At 34.1% G+C, this 20607-nt stretch carries 26 protein-coding genes; 1 reads left to right on the forward strand and 25 read right to left on the reverse strand.

Going from position 1 to position 20607, the window contains the following annotated elements:
• The 8 genes from ACLTBU_RS14660 to ACLTBU_RS14695 form a co-directional block, all read right to left on the reverse strand.
• A partial coding sequence (locus tag ACLTBU_RS14660; protein ID WP_412219654.1) for a hypothetical protein occupies positions 1-385 on the reverse strand: 385 nt, incomplete at its 3' end.
• Positions 386-492: 107 nt separating this feature from the next.
• Complete coding sequence (locus ACLTBU_RS14665) at positions 493-684, reverse strand: hypothetical protein (RefSeq protein ID WP_412219657.1); 192 nt, start codon at positions 682-684, stop codon at positions 493-495.
• 265 nt (positions 685-949) lie between these two features.
• Positions 950-1888, reverse strand: a complete 939-nt coding sequence (locus tag ACLTBU_RS14670) for a helix-turn-helix domain-containing protein (protein ID WP_412219659.1) — start codon at positions 1886-1888, stop codon at positions 950-952.
• Between the two features lie 261 nt (positions 1889-2149).
• The gene (locus ACLTBU_RS14675) at positions 2150-2455 is read right to left on the reverse strand and encodes a hypothetical protein (protein WP_412219662.1); all 306 of its coding nucleotides are present in this window, start codon (positions 2453-2455) and stop codon (positions 2150-2152) included.
• A gap of 32 nt (positions 2456-2487) precedes the next feature.
• Positions 2488-3084: an HK97 family phage prohead protease gene (locus ACLTBU_RS14680; RefSeq protein WP_412219663.1), complete on the reverse strand. Its 597-nt coding sequence runs from the start codon at positions 3082-3084 to the stop codon at positions 2488-2490.
• On the reverse strand, positions 3062-4348 hold the full coding sequence (locus ACLTBU_RS14685; protein ID WP_412216982.1) for a phage portal protein: 1287 nt from the start codon (positions 4346-4348) through the stop codon (positions 3062-3064). The genes ACLTBU_RS14680 and ACLTBU_RS14685 overlap by 23 nt, the downstream gene beginning before the upstream one ends.
• A gap of 17 nt (positions 4349-4365) precedes the next feature.
• On the reverse strand, positions 4366-5910 hold the full coding sequence (locus ACLTBU_RS14690; RefSeq protein ID WP_412219666.1) for a terminase large subunit: 1545 nt from the start codon (positions 5908-5910) through the stop codon (positions 4366-4368).
• Positions 5911-6041: 131 nt separating this feature from the next.
• Positions 6042-6512, reverse strand: coding sequence for a phage terminase small subunit P27 family (locus tag ACLTBU_RS14695; RefSeq protein ID WP_412219668.1), 471 nt, complete (start codon positions 6510-6512; stop codon positions 6042-6044).
• Between the two features lie 232 nt (positions 6513-6744).
• Here ACLTBU_RS14695 and ACLTBU_RS14700 point away from each other — a divergent pair, with 232 nt between their 5' ends.
• Positions 6745-7509 (forward strand): helix-turn-helix domain-containing protein, encoded by a 765-nt coding sequence (locus ACLTBU_RS14700; protein WP_412219671.1) that lies wholly within the window; start codon positions 6745-6747, stop codon positions 7507-7509.
• A 356-nt stretch (positions 7510-7865) separates the two neighbouring features.
• Here the strand turns inward: ACLTBU_RS14700 and ACLTBU_RS14705 are convergent, their stop codons facing one another.
• The 17 genes from ACLTBU_RS14705 to ACLTBU_RS14785 all read right to left on the reverse strand — a co-directional run bounded on the left by ACLTBU_RS14705 (position 7866) and on the right by ACLTBU_RS14785 (position 20402).
• The gene (locus ACLTBU_RS14705; protein WP_412219673.1) at positions 7866-8369 is read right to left on the reverse strand and encodes a hypothetical protein; all 504 of its coding nucleotides are present in this window, start codon (positions 8367-8369) and stop codon (positions 7866-7868) included.
• A gap of 402 nt (positions 8370-8771) precedes the next feature.
• Complete coding sequence (locus tag ACLTBU_RS14710) at positions 8772-8927, reverse strand: hypothetical protein (RefSeq protein WP_412219675.1); 156 nt, start codon at positions 8925-8927, stop codon at positions 8772-8774.
• Positions 8928-9336: 409 nt separating this feature from the next.
• Positions 9337-9603 carry a hypothetical protein gene (locus tag ACLTBU_RS14715; RefSeq protein WP_249334468.1) on the reverse strand — a complete coding sequence of 89 codons (267 nt, stop codon included), beginning with the start codon at positions 9601-9603 and terminating at the stop codon, positions 9337-9339.
• A gap of 54 nt (positions 9604-9657) precedes the next feature.
• Positions 9658-9993, reverse strand: coding sequence for an HNH endonuclease (locus tag ACLTBU_RS14720; protein WP_412219676.1), 336 nt, complete (start codon positions 9991-9993; stop codon positions 9658-9660).
• A gap of 380 nt (positions 9994-10373) precedes the next feature.
• A complete protein-coding gene (locus tag ACLTBU_RS14725; RefSeq protein ID WP_412219679.1) occupies positions 10374-10838 on the reverse strand; it encodes a hypothetical protein in 465 nt (154 codons plus the stop codon).
• A gap of 120 nt (positions 10839-10958) precedes the next feature.
• Positions 10959-11246: a hypothetical protein gene (locus ACLTBU_RS14730; RefSeq protein ID WP_412219681.1), complete on the reverse strand. Its 288-nt coding sequence runs from the start codon at positions 11244-11246 to the stop codon at positions 10959-10961.
• 343 nt (positions 11247-11589) lie between these two features.
• Positions 11590-12999, reverse strand: coding sequence for a VapE domain-containing protein (locus ACLTBU_RS14735; RefSeq protein WP_412219683.1), 1410 nt, complete (start codon positions 12997-12999; stop codon positions 11590-11592).
• On the reverse strand, positions 12999-13859 hold the full coding sequence (locus ACLTBU_RS14740) for a hypothetical protein (protein ID WP_412219685.1): 861 nt from the start codon (positions 13857-13859) through the stop codon (positions 12999-13001). The genes ACLTBU_RS14735 and ACLTBU_RS14740 overlap by 1 nt, the downstream gene beginning before the upstream one ends.
• Positions 13860-13871: 12 nt before the next feature.
• Positions 13872-14429 (reverse strand): hypothetical protein, encoded by a 558-nt coding sequence (locus ACLTBU_RS14745; protein WP_412219687.1) that lies wholly within the window; start codon positions 14427-14429, stop codon positions 13872-13874.
• A gap of 2 nt (positions 14430-14431) precedes the next feature.
• A complete protein-coding gene (locus ACLTBU_RS14750) occupies positions 14432-14956 on the reverse strand; it encodes an ERCC4 domain-containing protein (protein WP_412219688.1) in 525 nt (174 codons plus the stop codon).
• Positions 14957-15595 (reverse strand): AAA family ATPase, encoded by a 639-nt coding sequence (locus tag ACLTBU_RS14755; protein ID WP_412219690.1) that lies wholly within the window; start codon positions 15593-15595, stop codon positions 14957-14959.
• Between the two features lie 15 nt (positions 15596-15610).
• Entirely contained in the window at positions 15611-16138 is a 528-nt protein-coding gene (locus ACLTBU_RS14760; protein ID WP_412219693.1) for a host-nuclease inhibitor Gam family protein, read from the reverse strand.
• A 1-nt stretch (position 16139) separates the two neighbouring features.
• Positions 16140-16337, reverse strand: a complete 198-nt coding sequence (locus ACLTBU_RS14765) for a hypothetical protein (protein ID WP_412219695.1) — start codon at positions 16335-16337, stop codon at positions 16140-16142.
• Complete coding sequence (locus ACLTBU_RS14770; protein WP_412219697.1) at positions 16337-16540, reverse strand: hypothetical protein; 204 nt, start codon at positions 16538-16540, stop codon at positions 16337-16339. Before ACLTBU_RS14770 ends, ACLTBU_RS14765 begins: the two co-directional genes overlap by 1 nt.
• 972 nt (positions 16541-17512) lie before the next feature.
• Positions 17513-18022 carry a GNAT family N-acetyltransferase gene (locus tag ACLTBU_RS14775; protein WP_412219699.1) on the reverse strand — a complete coding sequence of 170 codons (510 nt, stop codon included), beginning with the start codon at positions 18020-18022 and terminating at the stop codon, positions 17513-17515.
• Positions 18023-18103: 81 nt separating this feature from the next.
• Positions 18104-19003 carry a phosphotransferase gene (locus ACLTBU_RS14780; protein ID WP_249334724.1) on the reverse strand — a complete coding sequence of 300 codons (900 nt, stop codon included), beginning with the start codon at positions 19001-19003 and terminating at the stop codon, positions 18104-18106.
• A gap of 121 nt (positions 19004-19124) precedes the next feature.
• Positions 19125-20402, reverse strand: coding sequence for an aminotransferase class I/II-fold pyridoxal phosphate-dependent enzyme (locus ACLTBU_RS14785; RefSeq protein WP_412219700.1), 1278 nt, complete (start codon positions 20400-20402; stop codon positions 19125-19127).
• Positions 20403-20607: the final 205 nt, after the last annotated feature.

A 20607-nucleotide genomic window follows, 5' to 3' on the forward strand; every position in this document is an offset into this window, starting at 1 on the left:
CTGCAAAAGTGGTCTTAGAAATAATCTCAGTTGGTGCATTACCTGAGCCTACTGCAGTATCTGAAAAGGTATGTGTTCCATCTCTTACCTCTCTTGTTCCAATCTCAATCTCCTTATTGGCATCAGCTTGTAACGCTCTGATTTCATCTAAAAGGGAAGGTTGATCTTGCTTATCATTTGTTGCTGGTTCTTTAATTGTAGTCATTAATGCTCTAGCTTCTTTTTGGGTTTGGATTGTGGCATCAATCTGATTTACTTCATCTGTATAACCATTAATTTTATCTAGTTCTTCCTTTGAGAAGGCTCTCTTTTCTGTTTCGGCTACATTCATAATCGCTTCAATTTGTTCGATTAGTTTACTTCTTTTTTCTAACAATTGTTTCATCTAGTTATCCTTTCTAGTTTAATCTTGGGAATAAAAAAAGCACACCTCTTGGATGTACTGTATCTTGATTTATTCACTTATATATCTAAATTTATGTATTTTTATCGTTATTCTTCTATAATGATTACATGATCCTCTACTTCATTTGTTACTTGGGGCGTAAATTTTACTTCCGGAGGCAATGAGAACATATTTCTAGCTAATATATACCCTGACCCTATCATAATTATCAAAGTTGTTAACATTACTGCTATTATTCCAAGAAAAATCGTTTGAAGATTTACGTTTGTCTTTTTCATAACTTCTCCCTTTCTTATCTTAAAAGTTGTCTACTCTATTTTACATATATTCTACTCAAAATATTTTATTACTCTTTTATACTGAAATCTCTTTTTTATCAGTTCCTATAAGTGCTACTTTTTTCTTTAATAACCACATCTTGGTAGCTACTAAACTTCTTTGAGTTTCTTACTTCTTTTTTCTAGTAATTGTTTCATTCAGGTTTCCTTTCAAACTTAAATTTAGGCATAAAAAAGAGCATCTATTTCTAGATGCCCCTCTGCCTTACTTTTCTTCGCTCACTTTACCACTAGCTAACTCTTCTTCCAATCTTATTATATTCTGCCTATGTTTTTCTGCCCCGCCTTCAAATCCCTTAACCTCTAACCAGGATACAATTGCCTTCCACTGATTTAACTCCTCCTGCTTTCTTCCTAATCTTTGATAACAAAATACTTTACTAAACATCCAATGGATATACTTATCAGCTAATTCAATAGCCCTATCCCAGCATTCAAAAGCTTCTTCATAACATTCTAGATGCTCATAGAATTCTCCCATATAGCCCACCATATCAGATTCATTAGGAAATTTATTAACTGCCTCTTTTGCGAACTTTAGCCCTTCTTGGTATTTACCCGTTGAGCTATACACTTGTAACATTAAATCATATACTTGCACATTTTCTGTATCTTCTTCAAATATTTGTTTACACAATGTCATTGCTTCATCATATTGACCTAGTTGTGTCTTTAATGAAACATAGCAGGTTAATGTATTATAATACACTTCACTTTTACTTTCCTTTTCTGCTTCAATAACCCTATCATACATTTCAAAAGCTTTTTTCTTACAATCATTCATATGATAGTGATATAAGTAGCCATACTCACAAAGTTCTTTATTGGTGCATTTTCCACTTTCAATAAGCTTTCTATATTCTTCTTCTGCTCTTAGAAAGTTTTCCATTGTTCTTGATTCACAATATATCCCAAACAATCGATCCGCATAGGATTCATAAGGGTCAATCTTCTCTGTTAACAAGTCATCGACTAATACTCCTAATACTCTTCCCATTTCTGGCAAAAGTGATATATCAGGTAATGCCGCATCATTTTCCCACTTACTTACTGCCTGATGAGATACATTCAATAGCTTTCCCAGCTGCTCTTGTGTAATCTGTTTCGCTTCTCTTAGCTTTTTAATGTTCTTTCCAATTTTCATCGTCTTTCCCTCACTTATTCATTTTTATGGTTTTAATAAATTTTGCATCTTATAAACTTTCCTTCAACGTTGATAATTTGATTATATAAGAAAACCATTAATATTCAATAAACGCATAGATGCATTCTATTCAACTGTGAGTTGCATACTTTCTGATTAGTTGCATATTAGAGTAATAAAAAAGCACACCACTTGGATGTACTATATACGAGTATTCAATTTTGCTACATATTACTGAATAATTCCTAGTTCAGACACAGCCTATGAACATTTAAAATTACTGTGATATATAATTTGTTTTCCTTGTTGTTCTGCATAATTAATTTCATTTCTTACAGATTCACCAATATATCCGTTAATATCTACTACATAAATTGCATCGCTCAAATCTATTTTTTTGTAATGTGCAGACGCAAGTTTTTCTATTATTTTTTGCGTTATCTCTTCATCTTCATCATTGTACACACACTGAATTACATTAAAATTATGATTACATTCTAATTCCCATGAGATTTTCTTCATTTCATTTACAAATTTCATACTTCCACATATTGTTACTGTTTTCATAATGTCCCTCCCTACAAATCTTCTAATCTGTATTATAACATTAATGGTTTAATTTCTGCATTCTTTAATAACCACACCTTTGTAGCTACTAAACTTCTTTGATTTTCTACTTCCATCTCACTCTCCTTCTTATCAGGCTTATCCCTGATGCATCTTTGCTCCATATCTTCACTTCTTACCTGAACAGATGTTGCAATATAAGCTGGCTCAATTGTTAAAAGGGATACTTCCATTAGGTCAATCTCCTCTAAAGTTCTTTTAGCCACACTACCATCTTCTTGCCAACTATCATTCAAAGCCCTAAAACCAAAAGACCAACCTTTTAAATTTCCACACCTAGCCTCTTCTATAACCTCTTGGTCACTAATGACTGCTTTCGCATGAAGCCCAATATTATCTTCTTTAAGTGCTAAAGTTCCCTCCTCTATACTAGCAAGCTTTCGCCTTACATCATGATTGAGTAACATATCCACATTACGAGCCTGTTCTAAAGCTCTTTGAAATACTCTAGGTGCGACCTTTTCAATAAATTTACCTTTCGAACCGTAAAGTTCCTTCGAATACCTATCAATAGCATTAACATAACCACTAATTTCAAGCTTTCCATCACTTCTCACCTCTATCTGCATCTTTTTCACCTCCTTTCACCGTACTGGTTCCACTTGCACTATTTTGCACTACATTGGTTCCAGTTTGTGTAACTGTGGTGTTTGTATTTGGTGTATAGATTTCTCCTGATTCAATATGCATCAATACATCACCTAAGCTCATCTTTACGAAGTTTAATGATTCAATCTCGTTCAAGTCTTCTTCAAAACGTACCTCTGATGGTGTCATAAACCCATTCTTTAGGGCAATCTCATAGGCCTTAAAGCGTTTTTCAATATCACCTTTGTTAAGCTGCTTTGTATCAAATGCAAAATAATATTCTCCTTGTTCTTCTGTAGTAAGAAGAGCCCTATTAATTGCCTTCTCTAGCTTATTTATAATTGGCATAATAGCCAGCTTTACAAAAGCATCCCATACATCTTGAGGAATAGAAGAATCAAACATATTGACTGGTACATTAAAGAGCTTACAGATATCTGCATCAATAGCATTTTTAGATTCAATCATCTGCATTTCTGCACCTGTTTGTTGCAATTCATGATAGGTAATACCTTCATTTAGGACAATACAATCATTATTTTGTTCATAGAGTCTTTTCCAAGCTTTCTTTAATTCTCCAATAGCTTCTGCAGTCAATCGCCTTGTACTTTGTAGAACGCCACGCTTTACGCCTCCATTTCCCATGGTTTGAGTGGTATAGTTCATATTGTCTAAGGCTTGTTTTAAAATGCTATTACACTCAGCTACAATCCCTTTTCCCTTTACTCCATCAACTGTATTCTTAGTGCAAATAATAAAGTTATCAGGATTAAAGTTCTGCCCCTGGATATTTATTGTCACTGTCTTAAAGATGATGTCAGGTGAGTACAAAAGAGAGATATCAGTTGTAGGAATATAATGAAGTGACCACTTGTCCTTTGAGTAGCCTAACCCACACATATAGACATAGCAGGCTCCATCCAATAGGTAATCTCTCACCATAGCTTTCTTAAGTTCATCACCACTCATTAGGTCATTAGGTGCATCATTAAGTAAGTCAATTCTTTTATCTCCTTTTACTTCTTCCACACTACCCTCTAATTCCTTATATAGCTTTACTTCTAAGTTAGATATGACATTACTTATAAGCTCCACATTGGCATATACAGAAGGAAGGCCTATGGCTTGGTCACGTGTAATAGTATTCTTTTTTATATTGGGTGTTTCTGTACCTTCTAGGTGTAAGTCTAATTCTTCATTTGTAACTTCAACCCTTTCCTTTTGAAAGAAGTCTCTTAAAGCCATTTCTCATCTCCTTCCATTTAGAATACCTGAACAACAAAGTCCTCTTGAAGCATATCTTTTTCAAGGAGATACATAGCATTAATTAATGAAGCCACCATATCTATTTTCCCTGTCGATTTCTTCTTGTTAACGTATCTGTTCAGGTTCGTATCATATAGACACCTTGCATTCGCAAAGTTAATTTCTAATAATCGGTTACGCTCATAACCAAAGTGTTGTGTAAGGACAAGTTCCTCTAATAATTTAGTCGGACTATGTAATACACTTGAGTGCTGCTTGATTTCTGTCGTTTCATAGCCATTAGTTTCTAGCTTTTGGGCTGTACTAAGGCAATTGTAGCGATCAAACCCTATTCCCATGATAACCACGCCGTATCTTTTTTCTAACCCAAGTATAAAGCTTTCAATAAAGCCATAGTCAACTACATTTTCACCACACGCAAAGCAATTACCATTTCTAATCATAGCCTGATAATCTACCTTTTCAACCCGAGTCTTTTCTTCTATCCTATCAGCTGGTATGAAAGCCCACACATTCGCATAAACCTTGCCACCTTCCTCAGTAATCATCGCTACGGAACAGTTATCCGTTGTCATGGCTAAGTCAATGCCTATATAAACCTGTCTACCACACCAACTAAATGGCTCATGCAATCTACACTTTCTTACTTCTTCTGTAGGAATATAGATTTCTCCTATCATCCCATCAAGCCATATATTAAGATGTTTACACTTAAAGGAGGTTAACTTAGCCCCTCCCATCTCAAGTGCCTTTTTATATTCACTTTCTAGGTATTCCTTGCCATCCTCTAGGGTGCTTTGCAAAGGATTAGCCTTCATGAAGTTCTCTACTGTCATTTCATCTTTTTCATCTAAGCTGTAGAGCATAGCAAAGAGCTTTTCATCTTCTACCACACCATCAATAACCTTCTTGCTGTAGTCAGTCCATTCTAAGAAGGGATTTTGAGTGTTTGGATAGCTAGTAGAAATTAATATTAAAAGCCTATTTTGAACTGAAAGCATACCCGAAGTCATAGATTCGATAAGTCCACCATCTTTAGCAGCTCCAACCTCATCTATACATGCTGCTGAAACTCTTAATCCATCTGTCGTATTATAGTCACTGGATAACGCTTTAAGAGTGTTCTTATTTAATTTACATGTTATTGTGTCTCTCTTAATGTCAAACTTATCTAAGATGAAAGGGCTTGATTCAATGAGTTTCTTCGTTTCATTGTAGACAATCTTTGCTTGTTCCCTTGTATTGGCACAAAGGTAGAACTCAGAATATCTAGGCTCTAAAAGCATTAAAATTACCATTATCAATGCACTGTTTACACTTTTTGAGTTCTTCCTTGCTATCCATAGTAAACAGATTTCATATCTACGCTTATCAGGTCTATCCTTCCCTTTCCAGCAAAAGATATTAAGTACAAAAAAATACTGGTAGCCCACACAAGCCTCATATAACGATTGGCCTGCTACAGCTCCAGTAGCAAAATTAATTAGTTTCATGATGTTCATTATCTTATCGGCTGTTTCATAATCAAAAAAGTAATCCATCTCTTCCTGATGGTCTATCTCATAAATAAACTTTTTACTTATTGCCTTTATGTACCTATTAGTTGGAAATTTTCCATCCAGTACATCCACAGCATACCTATAGGCCTTTGATTCTTTAAATTCCTCTTTCGTTATTTCTTACCACCTCCCAGTATTGTCAGAAGTGGATCTGTTTTCTCAGCTTCAGCACTACAGTTAATATTTGCTATCTTGGCCCTTGCCTGTGGGCTTAGGCTTAACTCATTACACATCCTGAAGAAGTCCTTCATATAGGCAGTTCTAATTTTTATATGCGGGTTTGGATTTCCTTCTAGGTCTACCACACCATCTTGATTAATAGCTACCTCACAGGCTTGGATACGGTCTATAGTTATGGCTGTTTGAGCCAATAAGTAAACGTCAATGTTACCTAATATCCCTGATTCTTTGAGGTAGTCCACAATAGTTCTAAAATGCTTTTTCTGTTGTAGTGTTAGGTAAGCTGGTGCCCTTATTTTATCACTATCACCACGCAATTTAGCTTCATACTCAAGCCTTCTATCAATATCAGTCTTACTCATATGTCCAGTTCTTGTTGTAATACTTTTTGTTGGTCGTGCCATGATGTCACCTTCTTTCTGTATTTTGGGGTATAAAAACCTTAGATTTAGAACTTATACAATTTAATATATCTTCACCATACCAACCTACTCTCTTAATCAAATAAAGTAATACTAAATAATTTAAGTTCTGCTAAAATTTATTTAAGAACTACTTTATGGTGTTTGATGGAATTTAAGGTATAATGAAAATTACAAAAGCGCTTTTGAATACATTATTTCAAGGAGAGAAACAATGAACATTGGTAGTAACATCAAAAAATTTAGAAATAAACGTGATATTACTCAAGAAAAATTAGCGGAGGTACTAAATATATCTATTTCTGGGGTTTCACAATGGGAAAGTAATAAGACTCTGCCTGATATCTCAACAATTATTGTACTTGCAAACTATTTTCAGGTAACTATAGATGAACTTTTAGGTATAGATATTAAGAATTCCAAGGAAATTATCAAAAATTACTGTACAAAAGTTGATAGCTTATTTAGTCTACACCAATATGAAGAAGCTTTGAAATTAATGCGTAAAGCCACTGCTGAGTACCCAGGTAATGATAATTTACAGTATAACCTTGCATGGGCCTTACGAGGAAATATACGTGTAAATTATACCTATTTAGATGAAGCAATTACTATCTATAAAAGAATTCTCGAAAATAGTAAAGATACGCTTCTTCGTATCAGAGTAGAGCGAGACCTTATCTATAGTTATTACACAAAAGGTGACAGAGAAAGCCTAAAAGAAGCTCTAAACTATGCAAGGAATCTTCCAAGTTTTGATACTTGTAAAGAATACAACCTTGGGAGGGCTAACTTACTAGAAGAAAATGAACTTCTACAACATGTTATAAATAATATTGATGTTTTTTCTAGAGCACTTTATGAAACTATGGAAATTCTATCTGATGAAACGTGTATGGGAACTAAAGTATATAGAGATAAATCTGATATGCTTAAACGCATTAATCAAATTAAAGAAGCATTAAACTTTACATTTTAGTATACTAATACTGTTCCATATCATATTCTAATCTATTAAATGATAAGCATTAATTTATTAATTATATCTAAAATCTCTCTTTTTCTCTTGCTATTTAAACTTTTAAAATCAAAAAGAGCCCTTTTGACCAGTATTTCCACACTGTCAATTAGGCTCTATCCTTTAAGTTACTAAAATCTATATATTATGTATCTAGTTATTGTTAATGCACTTTTAGTTGATCTTACCATGGTGTTACCTTGTTTCAGTATTTTAGGACATCAAAAAAGAGCCTATATGTAATACTCATATAAACTCAATATTAAAACCTATTCTATATAGAAGAAATAAATTAACTTCTTATTAAACATCAATAACTATTCTCCTATAGAAATTCTTAATTCTTCTATCATTATATCATCTATAGCTTTATTCCATATATAAAATTCTCCCTTTACATCTTTTTCAAATGTATAATTTAAACTTAACTCTGAACAAGCATCATCATATATTACATCTATTTTATTATCATTGGTATTTATGAACCCTATTTCAATATGGTGCTTATACTCACTACTATTTGTAAAAGAAATATTAATCTTTACAGACTCTTGTGAGTTAATATGATAAATGCCATTATCATAAGGTTTTAATTCAGTTACCGTATTATAAGGAATCGTCGAATCTAAAAACAAGCTAATATTATGATCTTCAGAAGTTGATGTTAGTATGTCACTATTTACTGGTATTTCACCCTCGCCAAAAACTAATTTAGTATTAGATGAAGATCCATTTTTTATTCCTATGCCTACACTGATTAGAATTACTATAAAAACTAGGCCCCCCACAATACTTAGAAAATTATATTTTTTACTTTTCATCATATTCCTCCTCTGTACAGACTCCTTAGTATTCTTATTATGACTTTCAGTAAATTAACTATTTGTTACTTTCAACTTACCCTTGCCCAGTATAAAAAATAATGAATGTAAGTATTATCCCATAATATATTAACAAAGCAATACAAGCGGTATTTAATATTGCAAATCCTACTAAACAACCAACTTTATTTTTATGTATCACTCCATATGTAATACCCGAAGACATATTCGCAGTGAACAGAATGAGCATCCAAAAAAAGATTTCTAAAAGTAATATAGCTGACATTATTTTTAGGGCAGTTAGAAAAAATGCACTCACAGTAATTATGATTAGTAGGATACTTATTAACCAATAGATGTGTCTTTTTATTTGAAATTCCCCCTTATAAAATATCTAATTTGCTACTTATGTTTTTTCTTCCACATAATAAAACTTCCAACAGCTAAAACTACAATAATTCCCATCACAATAATCAAAGGCCAATTTACTGATGTTGCAATAAATATGCTGGTTGGGCCATCTGTACCACCTATAATACCGATTTCGGCTACATCCACACTATCCCCCCTATACCCTGTTATATTCAGAATAGTATAACATAAAATATCATCTATTAAAATACTAAGAATCTAGCCTTTTCTGCCTCATTTTATGGCTTTTTACATCAAAAAAGAGCCCTTTTCAATAGTGTTTTTCACACTGCTAATTAGGCTCTATCCTTTGGCATATCTAGTTTTATTCTATTTTCCACACATCATACCCTCAAAATTTTTCATTTTAGGCATTGTGTTTAAATGGTTGGGCCCTCGTGGTAGAGATACCCCTATATGCTAATATATTGGCTATAGGGGGGGCTTATAGATTTCCCTATTAGATCTTCATATACTTCCCCCATCAAGCTTATACTGACGATATTTTAATACCTACTACCAATCCACCACACTACTATCTTTTCATTTTACAAAGTTATCTAAGCTTCTCACCACAAAATGGGCAATGTGTAATAGACTCCATTCTTCCATGCCTAACTCCAAAAGATTTTCCACAGTACGGACATCTCCAACATATAAAACTTATTGCTGCTGATACTACCATTAAACCTATTCCTATAAAGAATTGAGACATTACTACACTTTCTTTAGACTCATAGATAAATATAAAAGCAGAGGCTATAAAACCTAGTCCAAAGTACAATAGAAATAATGCTATTTTTCTCCATCTAAATATATTCATATAATCATGCTCCCTGTATAAGAACATTATATATCAATATTCAAATTATTTCATCTATTTCCAATCTACCTTACTACTATCTCCAACCTGTAAGTTACAAGTCCTACAAAGCACTACCACATTACCTTCATCTAATCTCAATTCAGGATAATCCTTAAATGACTTTATGTGATGTCCTTGTAAGTTATCCGTTACAATCAATTTCCACTTACTCCAACACCTTTCACAATAAGGATGTTCTTTCACTTTCCTGTTCCTGAGTTTCTGCCACGCATAAGATGAATAAAAGCGTCTCTTCTCATCTGATACTTTCCTATTATATTTGGGTGCACATTCACACCTTTGTTTATGTAAAATGATGTTTCCACATCTACTGCAAACTTTTTTCATGATATTTCTCCAAAATAAAAGGACACATATCATTATGCATCCTTACTTTTCATCCATCTTCTCATTCTGTTTTTCTAGTAATTCTTTAATATCCTGTAGTAGTATTATAATACGACATATACCTATTAGTATTAATATCAGCATAAACCAAAGCATTACAAACTCCCCCTAAATCGCATTTAAGTATCTTTACATCATTACATTACTACAGTACTCTCAATAAAACAACACCCCCAGTATTTCTACTGAGGGTTAACTTAAGGAATGTAAAACAAAAAATATTTAAGGGTTGAGTTAAATATGAAATTTAAGACACTATTATCTTAACACTTCTGATGTATCACTTATAAGTCAATTTTCCAATCATTTTTATATCATTTTTATATCATTTTCCTATCACCTAGCACCAATAGTGGAATGAGCTTATCTTTTAAGGCTCCATTCTTTCTCCTATTAAACGTAGGTGTTGTAATATCGAGTATTTCACACACCCTATTAATGGAGTAATGCTTGAAGTAACGCATTTCTACTAGCAATAATTCCTTTTCATTTAATACCTCTAAGGCATTCTCTACCTTTCTCACTTGCCTCTCTCTACGTCTTATAGCGTCTTTAAGACCATGAACCTTCTCCTCTAGTCTTTCCTCTCTATTAATCACTTCATCTTCCACAGAACTACTAAAGGCATACGTAGCACTTCCAGCTTTCTCATTAGGACTGGCTCCTCTGATGCCTATTATCTCTTGTATTTCCTCTAAATCTATTTGTAGGTTAGCTATTTCAGCCTTTAGTTTAGGTACTTCATATAAGATGCTTTCTACCTTTTTATAATCACTTTCTTTCACACTGTCCCTCCTATGCTGTCAAATAAGTTATAGGGCACTTTGCCCCTCGCCCATTTACATCGCGCTGGATTGCGTAAAGGGTATGGACTTGCCCATTCTTAGGGTAACTCGTGCTCCAATTTACCTAGCAACTAATTCACTAACCTGAACACAATACGTATTCACCCATTGGTTCGTTCTCTTATCAAGGTAATTGGATTCGAACAATTCTCCTTCTACTACAACTAGTCTACCTATTAATTCTTCCACACTATTGTAGATGCTACCTGTGGTCATCCCATTAAATACAGTCGCTGTAATTTTTCGGAGCTTTCCTCTTTGCTGATTAACCACAGTAAACTTTAATACCTTCTCATTTTTCAATCTTACCTCTTCTATATGTCCTTCAAACTTTACTTCGTTTAACATTTTAGTCCTCCATTTTAGTTTAAATCTTCTCTTAGATTAGTTTTTATTTTTCTACCACACTACTACACTTCTATTGAGTCATTCTTTCACTTTTATTTCTCGGAACGTTTAGTGGAACATTAGTATAATCCCCCAATCCTTTGAGGCTCTAAGGCAGAACAAAGAACGTTGAAAGTTACAAAAAACCTAAAGGTTCTCTTAATCAGGCCTAGTCCCTTATTATATATATTTTTTCTATTCTTTCTTATTTTTAATGTTCTTCGTTCCAACACCTCGTCAGCCCCCAGTAATCAAAGGGTTCAGACGGAACATTATGATGTAGTTTTTCGTTCCAATAACGTTCCTAAAAAGGGATGCTATACCCCTCCAAAAACGGAAACTTATAGTATCTACCTTTCACTCCATCTTTAGTTGTATTTTCCTGTTCATACCCTAATGCTGTTAAAGCTCTTCCCACAGCACGTGGCTTTATGGACTTCTGATGTTGTTCGAATATATAATCACAAATAGCTGTACTTGTAATATAACCCCACTGCGCTTCAGGCTGATTTAGAGGAAGATATTCTTCAATGAGTAGTTGCTCATCTGATTTAACCATATAGGTTTTGTTGCGCATATTATTAAATTTAATCTCCTCACTACTCATATAAGTTCTAGCCTTATGCTGTAACAATTCCATTATCTCACCCCACATCAAATCAATATCAATAGTGTGGTTATGATCTAGCTTCTCTACCTCCAATACAACAAAGCGCCTGCTCCCTGTATCATCACGCAAAAACTGGTCATCATTAACCGTACAGGCAAAAAAAGTCCTTCTAGGGTACTTTTCAGCCTTTCTACTATAAGGTGTTCTAAATTCATCATGTGTGGATGTAAGCCATGCTTTTAGGGCATCCCTATCCGACTTCTTCATTGTGCCACCAAGCTCTCCAAGCTCGCATAGCCAATACGATGTGGATTGAATAATATCATCCTTTTTACTAAGGTCTAGCTGCACACCATCCTTAAAGAATGTGGTTAAATATTTCTTTGGCATTAATGACCTAACCCAGCGTGTCTTACCTAATCCCTGTGGCCCTTTTAGTACCAATGCAAATTCACTATTGAAATCACCTTTATTCAGGCCTATTTTAGCACCAGTTAATAACCACATTAGAATCATAGCTTCATTAAAGGCTATATCCTTCTTTGTACAATGCTTTGCATAGGTAATCGTTTTAAGAAGCTTTCCTAATTCGCTAGATTGCTGTGTGCTATTTTTATATTTATGATGTGCATATTCAAGGTACTGCCTAATAGGATTATAAGCATTCATATTGGCAATACATGAAGTAAAGCCCCATAAATCGTCTTTTGAAAGTAGCAGGCCTGTTCTTCTACAGTCACTATTTATTTGAGTAAGAAAATCTTCATAGATATACCATTCTCTATTACTTTCAATACTTCGCTTCAATTCATTATATTTAAGTTCAATTCCCTTATTATCATAGAGGATTTTTAGGTTCTCCCAAATCTTAAGAGGTGTCCCTTTAGGGCTTAATTCATACATATTGTGAGGCTCATCCTCCCCTTTCAGCTCCTGCACTTTCTTTTTAAATAATTTTTCTTCCCCCCTACTTATAGCTTCTTTTAGTAATAACTTATACTTCTTATTTTTTTTCTCTTTATCCTCTACTTTCAAAAATCCATAGCTTCTATCTTCATTAAAATCTATCTTTGATAAATCAATCTTTATCTCCTCTTGTTCCACTATTTCGCCTCCTCTTTATAATGATGTGGGTTATAATAGCTCCCACTATAATTCCTCATACATTTATGAATCGTTAAGTTTCCATAGGTTGACCCACTTTGTTTCCTGTTCCACTTATCTCTCATTAAAGCACTACTCCTAAAGAGCCTATCAATCTGACTAAGATTGCCTTTAGTCCAAAAGATAAGAAGATTAATCAAGGTCATATCATCTCTTGAAGCATCACCACTTCCCCAGCCATAATAATAAAGGTCATTAAATTTAGCTTGCTTACTTGCCTTATCGATGACTTCACTATCAGAGAGGGACTCGCCTCCACTAAAAGCTAGTTGTGTGGTAGAAATTCTTTTAGGTTCTTGAGGTTTCAAGTACTTCTCATAGAGTGGCTTAATGGTTTCACTACAATCCCTAAGTATGGTATAAGGCTTAATAACATTCCCTGTTACTGTAAAAAACCTTCCCTTCTCGTAACACTCAAAGTTGCCTTTTCTGCAAGCTCCCTGTGGCTTAGTGCCTTTACAAATGACATGGATACCCTTGCCACTTGGTGAGACTTCGGCATAGCTGCCTAGCGTAGTTATAACTTCATTGACTATAGAATCTTTCAGGTCTACTCCATCTATATCCACACCAAAGATGCCATCCCCTAACATAAAACCTAAGCCATCATAATGCGCTACGACACGCCTAGCTGTATCATAATCACACCATGTACGAGGGTTATTACTTTGAGCCATGCCACCCGTTCTAGCATTAAAGGGCTTTTTAGTGTATTTACCTGTCTTTTCATCTAAGTAAAGTCTATATAATACCCACCTATTCAACTTCTTAAGTTCTATTGGTATATTGCTATAATCCACTTTCTATCCCTCCTAAAATGGTAATGCATCATCACCCCCATTGAATTCAGGTGCCTTTGCAGTTGCTACTGTATCTCTTTTTAATAAGATTGGTTTTGGAATAATAGCAGTCTTGACACTTTCTATATCTGTTGTATAACGTAGTGTGGTAAAGAACCCAGTATTACCTTCAATCTCATATTCTTTCTCACCAAAAATGCCACCAAAGAGTTTGGCCCTCAGGTTGTGCTCATTCCAGTCCCACTTATAGCCTGTATTGCTCTTTTCAATGTGGTGAATAAAAGTCTTGAAGTTCTTTTTAATTCGCTCATCCTTTTCACTTCCATCATCTTTAGGACAAGTTAGTCTATAGGTTCCCTTCCATTTCTTATCCCCTTTTTGCTTCTCATATTGCTCTAAATAGAAGTTCTTATATGGGCCTTCTGCAATATCAAAATGAATCACTACCACATTCCCCCAGCCATAAACCTCTTCATTTGCATCTATAATCTTACAAACATAGCCTCCTACAGGAAGCTTTCTTTTTTCTCCTATAACTTGTGTTGTTTCATATCCATTCCATTTTTTCATTTTTATATTTCTCCTCTTCTTAATCGTTCTCTTAAATGATGTTGTAACGTTCTATAAATAAAGTCACCACTATAATTGATATTCTCTAAATACATAATCTTTAGGTCATATCTTGCTTCAAAGGCCTTCAGTGTTCCCATAAAAGACTGTGGTAGATATTTTGTGTTGTAGTTATGCAGTAGAATATCCTCATACTTTGCATTTTCAATCAAGAGATACATCTTACCCCTGCCTTTTAGAAATTCACTCTCTATGCGTTCTCTGCTCTGTGTAAAATTTCCACTTAGCTCATTTAAGTTCGCCTTGCGTTCTATGACACATTTATCTTGGAGATAGACTGGTCTTTCTACGTGTGGGAGATGAACCTTGAGGGTGTAATCCCCAAAGTCCAGCTTTTTACAAACATACGGAATCTTTTTTGCAGTAAAATACTCAATGATATGTCCACACTTCTGTTCCCTTGTATCCACTACCACAGTAGCCTCTTTTAAGATTTCCTTGATTTCCTTATCCGAGTACCTAAACATCTAAAACTCCTCTAATACACGTAATACTGGCACAATATCATTGTCTATCTCATCTTCTTCAAATGCCCCAAAAGGTGTCTTAGCTGTTGAATTGTTACTGTGGGTTTCAAAGATGTACCTACCATCTTTACATTTTGCTAGTAATACCACATTAAACTTAGATTCAGGTACTAACTTATTGAGTTTCTTTCCTGTGGTCTTCATCCTTGTCCACATATAGCCATCTTCTGTGCGTTCTGTTTCACTATGAGCTGTGTAGATAATTGTTAGGTCATCTCTAAGGTCACATACCACATCCAAGATGCTATAAATATAACTTGCTAAGTCTATCCACTTATCAAAGTTCTTCTCCTTAGACCGTCTCATTTCTTCACCAATCATAATGCCATTTAAGGTGTCCACCACTATATACTTTAGATCACTCTTTTCACTAATGCCTTTCATAAGAGCTAATACCTTATTGGGGTCGTCTGTAGCAATATAGTTTTTATTCTGCGAGTTGTATTGTTGCCTAAAGCCTCTCCATGCACTTCCCTTTTTATCTGCATCAATATAATAAGTTTCCTTTGGGTCTAAATTCCTTAATGATGTGGTTTTACCAGCACCTGATTCACCTATAATACAAATTGCTTTTGCCATATCCCTTATCTCCTTTTAATATTTAATTTCTAATTCTTCAGCCTTCGTTATTGCATGAAGTCCATCTATTTCAAGTGTTTCTCCTGTTTCTACATCCACAATGCCACAATCTGTAGGGACTAATCTCTTCTTAAAATCAGCCCATTTGAAAGTTAATACTTCTTTACGATTAATGAGTTCATCTCTATTGTTCTCCCTTGCCCATTCAAGAAGCTTGTCTCCATCCTTTTCAAAGTCCAACCTAGCTTTCTTAACAACCACATCACCATTAAGAAGCTTTACTTTCCTTTGTGTCTTTGTCTCATTTTGGGGTACCTGTTCAAAAAGCACTCGAAGCTGTATCTGAAGCTTTTCTCTCTTCTCTTTTAAAAGATATTGTTTCTCTTCAAACCGTTCCTTTAATTGCTCTATTTGAGCCTTCAATAAAGCTTCTAACTCTAAAAGCTCATAATCTATCCCTTTAATGTTTTCTACTACATTATCCATTTCTACTTTAAATTGAATGATCTGTTCATCTAATTCAAGCTCTGTACCTCTAGCCATACTAATCTACACTTCCCATCTTCATATTTTTAAGCTTTTTATATTGCAGGACATACTGCTTACCTAATACATCCTCTTCACATAGATAGCTCATAAGTTCAGTTATTAATGCTTCGTAGTGCTCTATCTTCCATCCCAATAAGGCATTTTGTAAAGTTAGCTCGGCATGTTCTTCTAATAGCTTTAAATTAAACTCCATTACATCCCCTCCTCAAAGAGATATTCCAGTTCTACATTAGGAAAGAATGTATCCTTGATTCTCTTAGCTTCCTTATAAGAAAACTCGGTTTTACCTGTCAGTCTTGAAGAAATGGTTGCCTGTCTTGTTCCTAAAGCTTTTGCAATGTCTTTCCCTAGAACTGAATTTCTTGCCATCTCTGCTTTTAAGTTTTTGTACATCATTCATCACCTCTCACTTTATTTACGAAACTTTGTTGCTGTGTTTTGCAACGCGTTTTCGCTACAAGAACAATCATAAAGTGTATTTTTGTCCTTGGAATGAGGCCTTTTTAAGGCTTTTATGAGGCCTTTATGAAGCGTTTTTGAGGCAATTATGAGGCTTTTATGAATTAAATTTAAATAAATTGTGAATGTGCTAGGAAAATGGGTAAAAAAAATAGGCCTAAGCACAGTGCTCAGACCTAAATATTAAGTTTGTAATGTTTACTAGAAATCTACAATTGAAAACGGACTTAAAAATTGTTATATTTATTGGTAGAATTATACAGTGTAAACGATACAAGATATTATATTTTTGCATTGAAAATTACTTTAAGCCTTGATAAATAAAGGTTTTTTGACCTCATTTATATCTCTCTTTCAGCCTGAAAATGATACCATGGATCCTATCTTTTGTTTAGATGTTAAAGTCATTGGCAAAGTTATTGGTTTATTTAGAGAGATGTAGTATTTGCAATGGTTTGAAGTGAAATTTACACTGTGTGATTCTAATTTTTTTAGATGAGGATGGTGTATTTTTTTATGAAAAATAAGCGTAAAAAGGTTATGAAAGCTTATATCACTTTCATGCCTAGTCCACTCTAAACCTTTGTATATACTTATTTTGAATTGTTTTATAATCTAACCATATTACTATATTCTCCTTTAATCTAAACTTCAGAACTACTAATAATCCTTTTCGCTTGAAGTATTCCTACATTCTCAATAAGTTCCCAATCTTCTCTAAATAGCAATTATCACTTCTTTTAAAATTTCTTTCCTTGTTCTTGCATGATGTTTAATAATCTTGTATATGAGTTATTTATGATTATCACTCCTTTTGACATATAAAAAATACTCCTAGTAGGTTTTCTACTAAGAGTATTAATGCCTGTATAATTTATAATGTGAAATAACCAAATGCAACACAATTCATTATTTCTTTGGCATTTGTCGTACATATAGATAGTTAGTATATCCTACTACCTTTTCATAGATGGCAAGGGTAAGCTTTGAATTAATGACTTCTCGCATCCCTGTATCTATATAGCCAGCACTTTCATAGCATTTTCTATTTGCAATTTGATCTATTGGAAAATCAAGCGTATATCTTTTGGCATCTAAAATTTTTCTTTCACATAATAAAATGACTTGTTTTGCGATGCCCTTACTCTGATACTGTGGATGAATATAGAGTCTGGCAAGATAATATTCACCTTCTGACTTTTTATAATAAGCTATACCTCCGCATAAATGTCCGTTATAGTATATTTTCCAATATAGAATTTTATCTAGATTGAGCCATTTTATCATTTCATCTACGCCTTTGAGATAGGGGCTCTTTTCATCTTTATAAATAGCATATAATCTTTTAAATGCTGCTTTTTGAATATTATCTAGTTCATTGATATCTTCCGTTTTAGCTTTTTCTATGTAAAGATTCATTTATATTTCTCCTTTAAGCATAATTACTTAGAGTATGTATACTTAGTTAAAACTACCCCTAACTTGTATATCTGATTAAATTTAAACAGACTCATACCACTTTGGAATAGGATTTGACATCTGGTCATACCAATCTAACACATCTTGAAATTGATTAATCATAGTTTCTAGCTCACTTTTTCCAAATGGGATAGCCCAATAAATAGAGGATAGTGTGTTACTACTGATATAAAGTGCTAATAGTTGCCAGAAAAGATAGGGTACATCATGATTAAAATATCCGTCAATACGTCCAGAGGCAAAATATTTACTGCATGAAGCACACCATACAATACGATTAAACTCTTCCCAAGGGTCCCCATTATCTAGTCGGTTAAAGTCAATAATGGACAATTCACCTTCTGGCGTTATAATCATATTACCTATATGGTAATCACCATGGTGCAAGCTTTGAATACGGTTAACTAAAAGATGGCGATGTTCATCAATATATGTAAAAAATCTATCTTCTCCTTCTAAGTGAATACCACAATTTTTATACCCCTCTATTTTACGATTTATTTTTTTATTGAAATAGAGGGCCCAATCTTCTTGAGTAGGAGGGGAAGATATAGAATGAATTTGTTTTAGAATTTGCCCCGCTTTTAATCCTAGCTCATATTGTTTTTGGACAGGTAACGTAGGTATAATTTTTTCAGCATCCTCTCCTTCTATCCAAGTTAGAAGCATATAGACATTTTTTCCATCATTACAAATACCAAACTCCTTAGGAACTGACATTGGAATATTTTTTTTGACGAGTTCGCAGAGGCTGTTATACTCAGACTTTTTACGTTCAAACTCAGTAATATCTGAAATACGTAATAATAGTTTTTCACCGTAAGTATTCTCAATATAATATTTCTGGTCATCTGACCACCCTTTATGAATCTGTTCAATCTGAGTAAAAGTATGATAATTAGGAAGATCTTTAAAGTTCATATAGTCACCACCTATTCCTTTTTATAATCTTTATTTTATAATCATAGCATATTTAGAATTTTTAACCAATAAAAAAGCCCTACTACTCTTATTAGAATAATAGGGCTTTTTTATAGAAGGATTACGCTAAAGTAATAAGTCCTTTATCTTTCATAGTTTGAACAGCCATCATAATGCCAAGATAAGCATGATAGTCTGTAAGACCACCTTGGAAGAATACTGTATAAGGCGGTTTAATCGGTGCATCAGCGCTAAGTTCAATAGAAGCTCCTTGAACGAAAGCACCAGCTGCCATAATGACAGGGGCATCATAGCCAGGCATATCCCATGGTTCTGGTACAACATAACTATCAACTGGAGCACCTTTTTGAATGCCTTGGCAGAATGCAATAACATTTTCTGGTGTACGCATATTAATAGCTTGAATAATGTCACTTCTAAATTCATTTGATTTAGGCATTACTTCAAAGCCAAGCTTTTCAAATAAAGCTGAAGCAAAAATAGCACCTTTTAGGGCACTTGCTACAACTTGTGGTGCCATAAAGAGACCCTGTAGGACAGGTTGGTTAAGACCGAGTGTCGCGCCTACTTCTTTTCCAAGGCCTGGTGCTGTAAGACGCATTGCAGCATTTTCTACATATTCTTCTTTCCCAACGATATAGCCACCAATAGGTGCTAAACCGCCTCCTGGATTTTTAATAAGAGAACCAACACAAAGGTCAGCACCTACTTCTGTAGGTTCTTTTACGTCGACAAATTCACCATAGCAGTTATCTACCATACAGATGATATCGCTACGAATACCTTTGATAAAACGAATAAGCTCGCCAATTTGCTCTACTGTAAAAGTAGGACGGTAGCTATAGCCTTTAGAACGTTGAATGGTTACCATCTTTGTCTTTGGTGTAATAGCCTTACGAATTGCATCGTAGTCAAAAGAAAAATCTTCTTTTAAGTCTACTTGTTTATATGTAATACCATATTCTGCAAGGCTTCCTACTGTAGGTCTAATTCCAATTACACCTTCTAATGTATCATAAGGTTTCCCTACAGGAGATAAAAGTTCATCCCCAGGACGTAAGTTACCAAATAAGGCTACTGTTAAGGCATGTGTGCCTGACATAAGCTGAGGTCTCACAAGACCAGACTCTGTCTTAAAGATATCTGCATAAATTTGCTCTACGACTTCACGGCCTAAATCATTGTAGCCATAGCCTGTTGTAGCAGCAAAGTGTACATCACTTAATTTATTTTTTTGCATAGCAGCAAGTACTTTAGCACCATTTATATGCATATTGGATTCAATACGTTCTAAAACAGATGCAAGTTCAAGTTTTGTCTGTTCACAAAACTGTTGTGTCTCATGATCGATATTAAATAATTCAGATAGTGTATTCATGATTACTCCTTTGTTACGACTTGTAAGTAAATTCAACACTATTCATTATACCTCTATTAAAAATATATGCAAGGCTACAAAAACTAAAGGCTTAATAATAAATTCCTAGCTACTAATATTTTCTTTTGATCCAAGACACCAAATACCCACGGGACAATAGTTTTCTTCTTGCTTATCCTAGAGAATATAGGATATTTTATTATAA

It is taken from the genome of Zhenhengia sp. (assembly GCF_046966505.1).
Lineage (GTDB): Bacteria > Bacillota > Clostridia > Lachnospirales > Cellulosilyticaceae > Zhenhengia > Zhenhengia yiwuensis.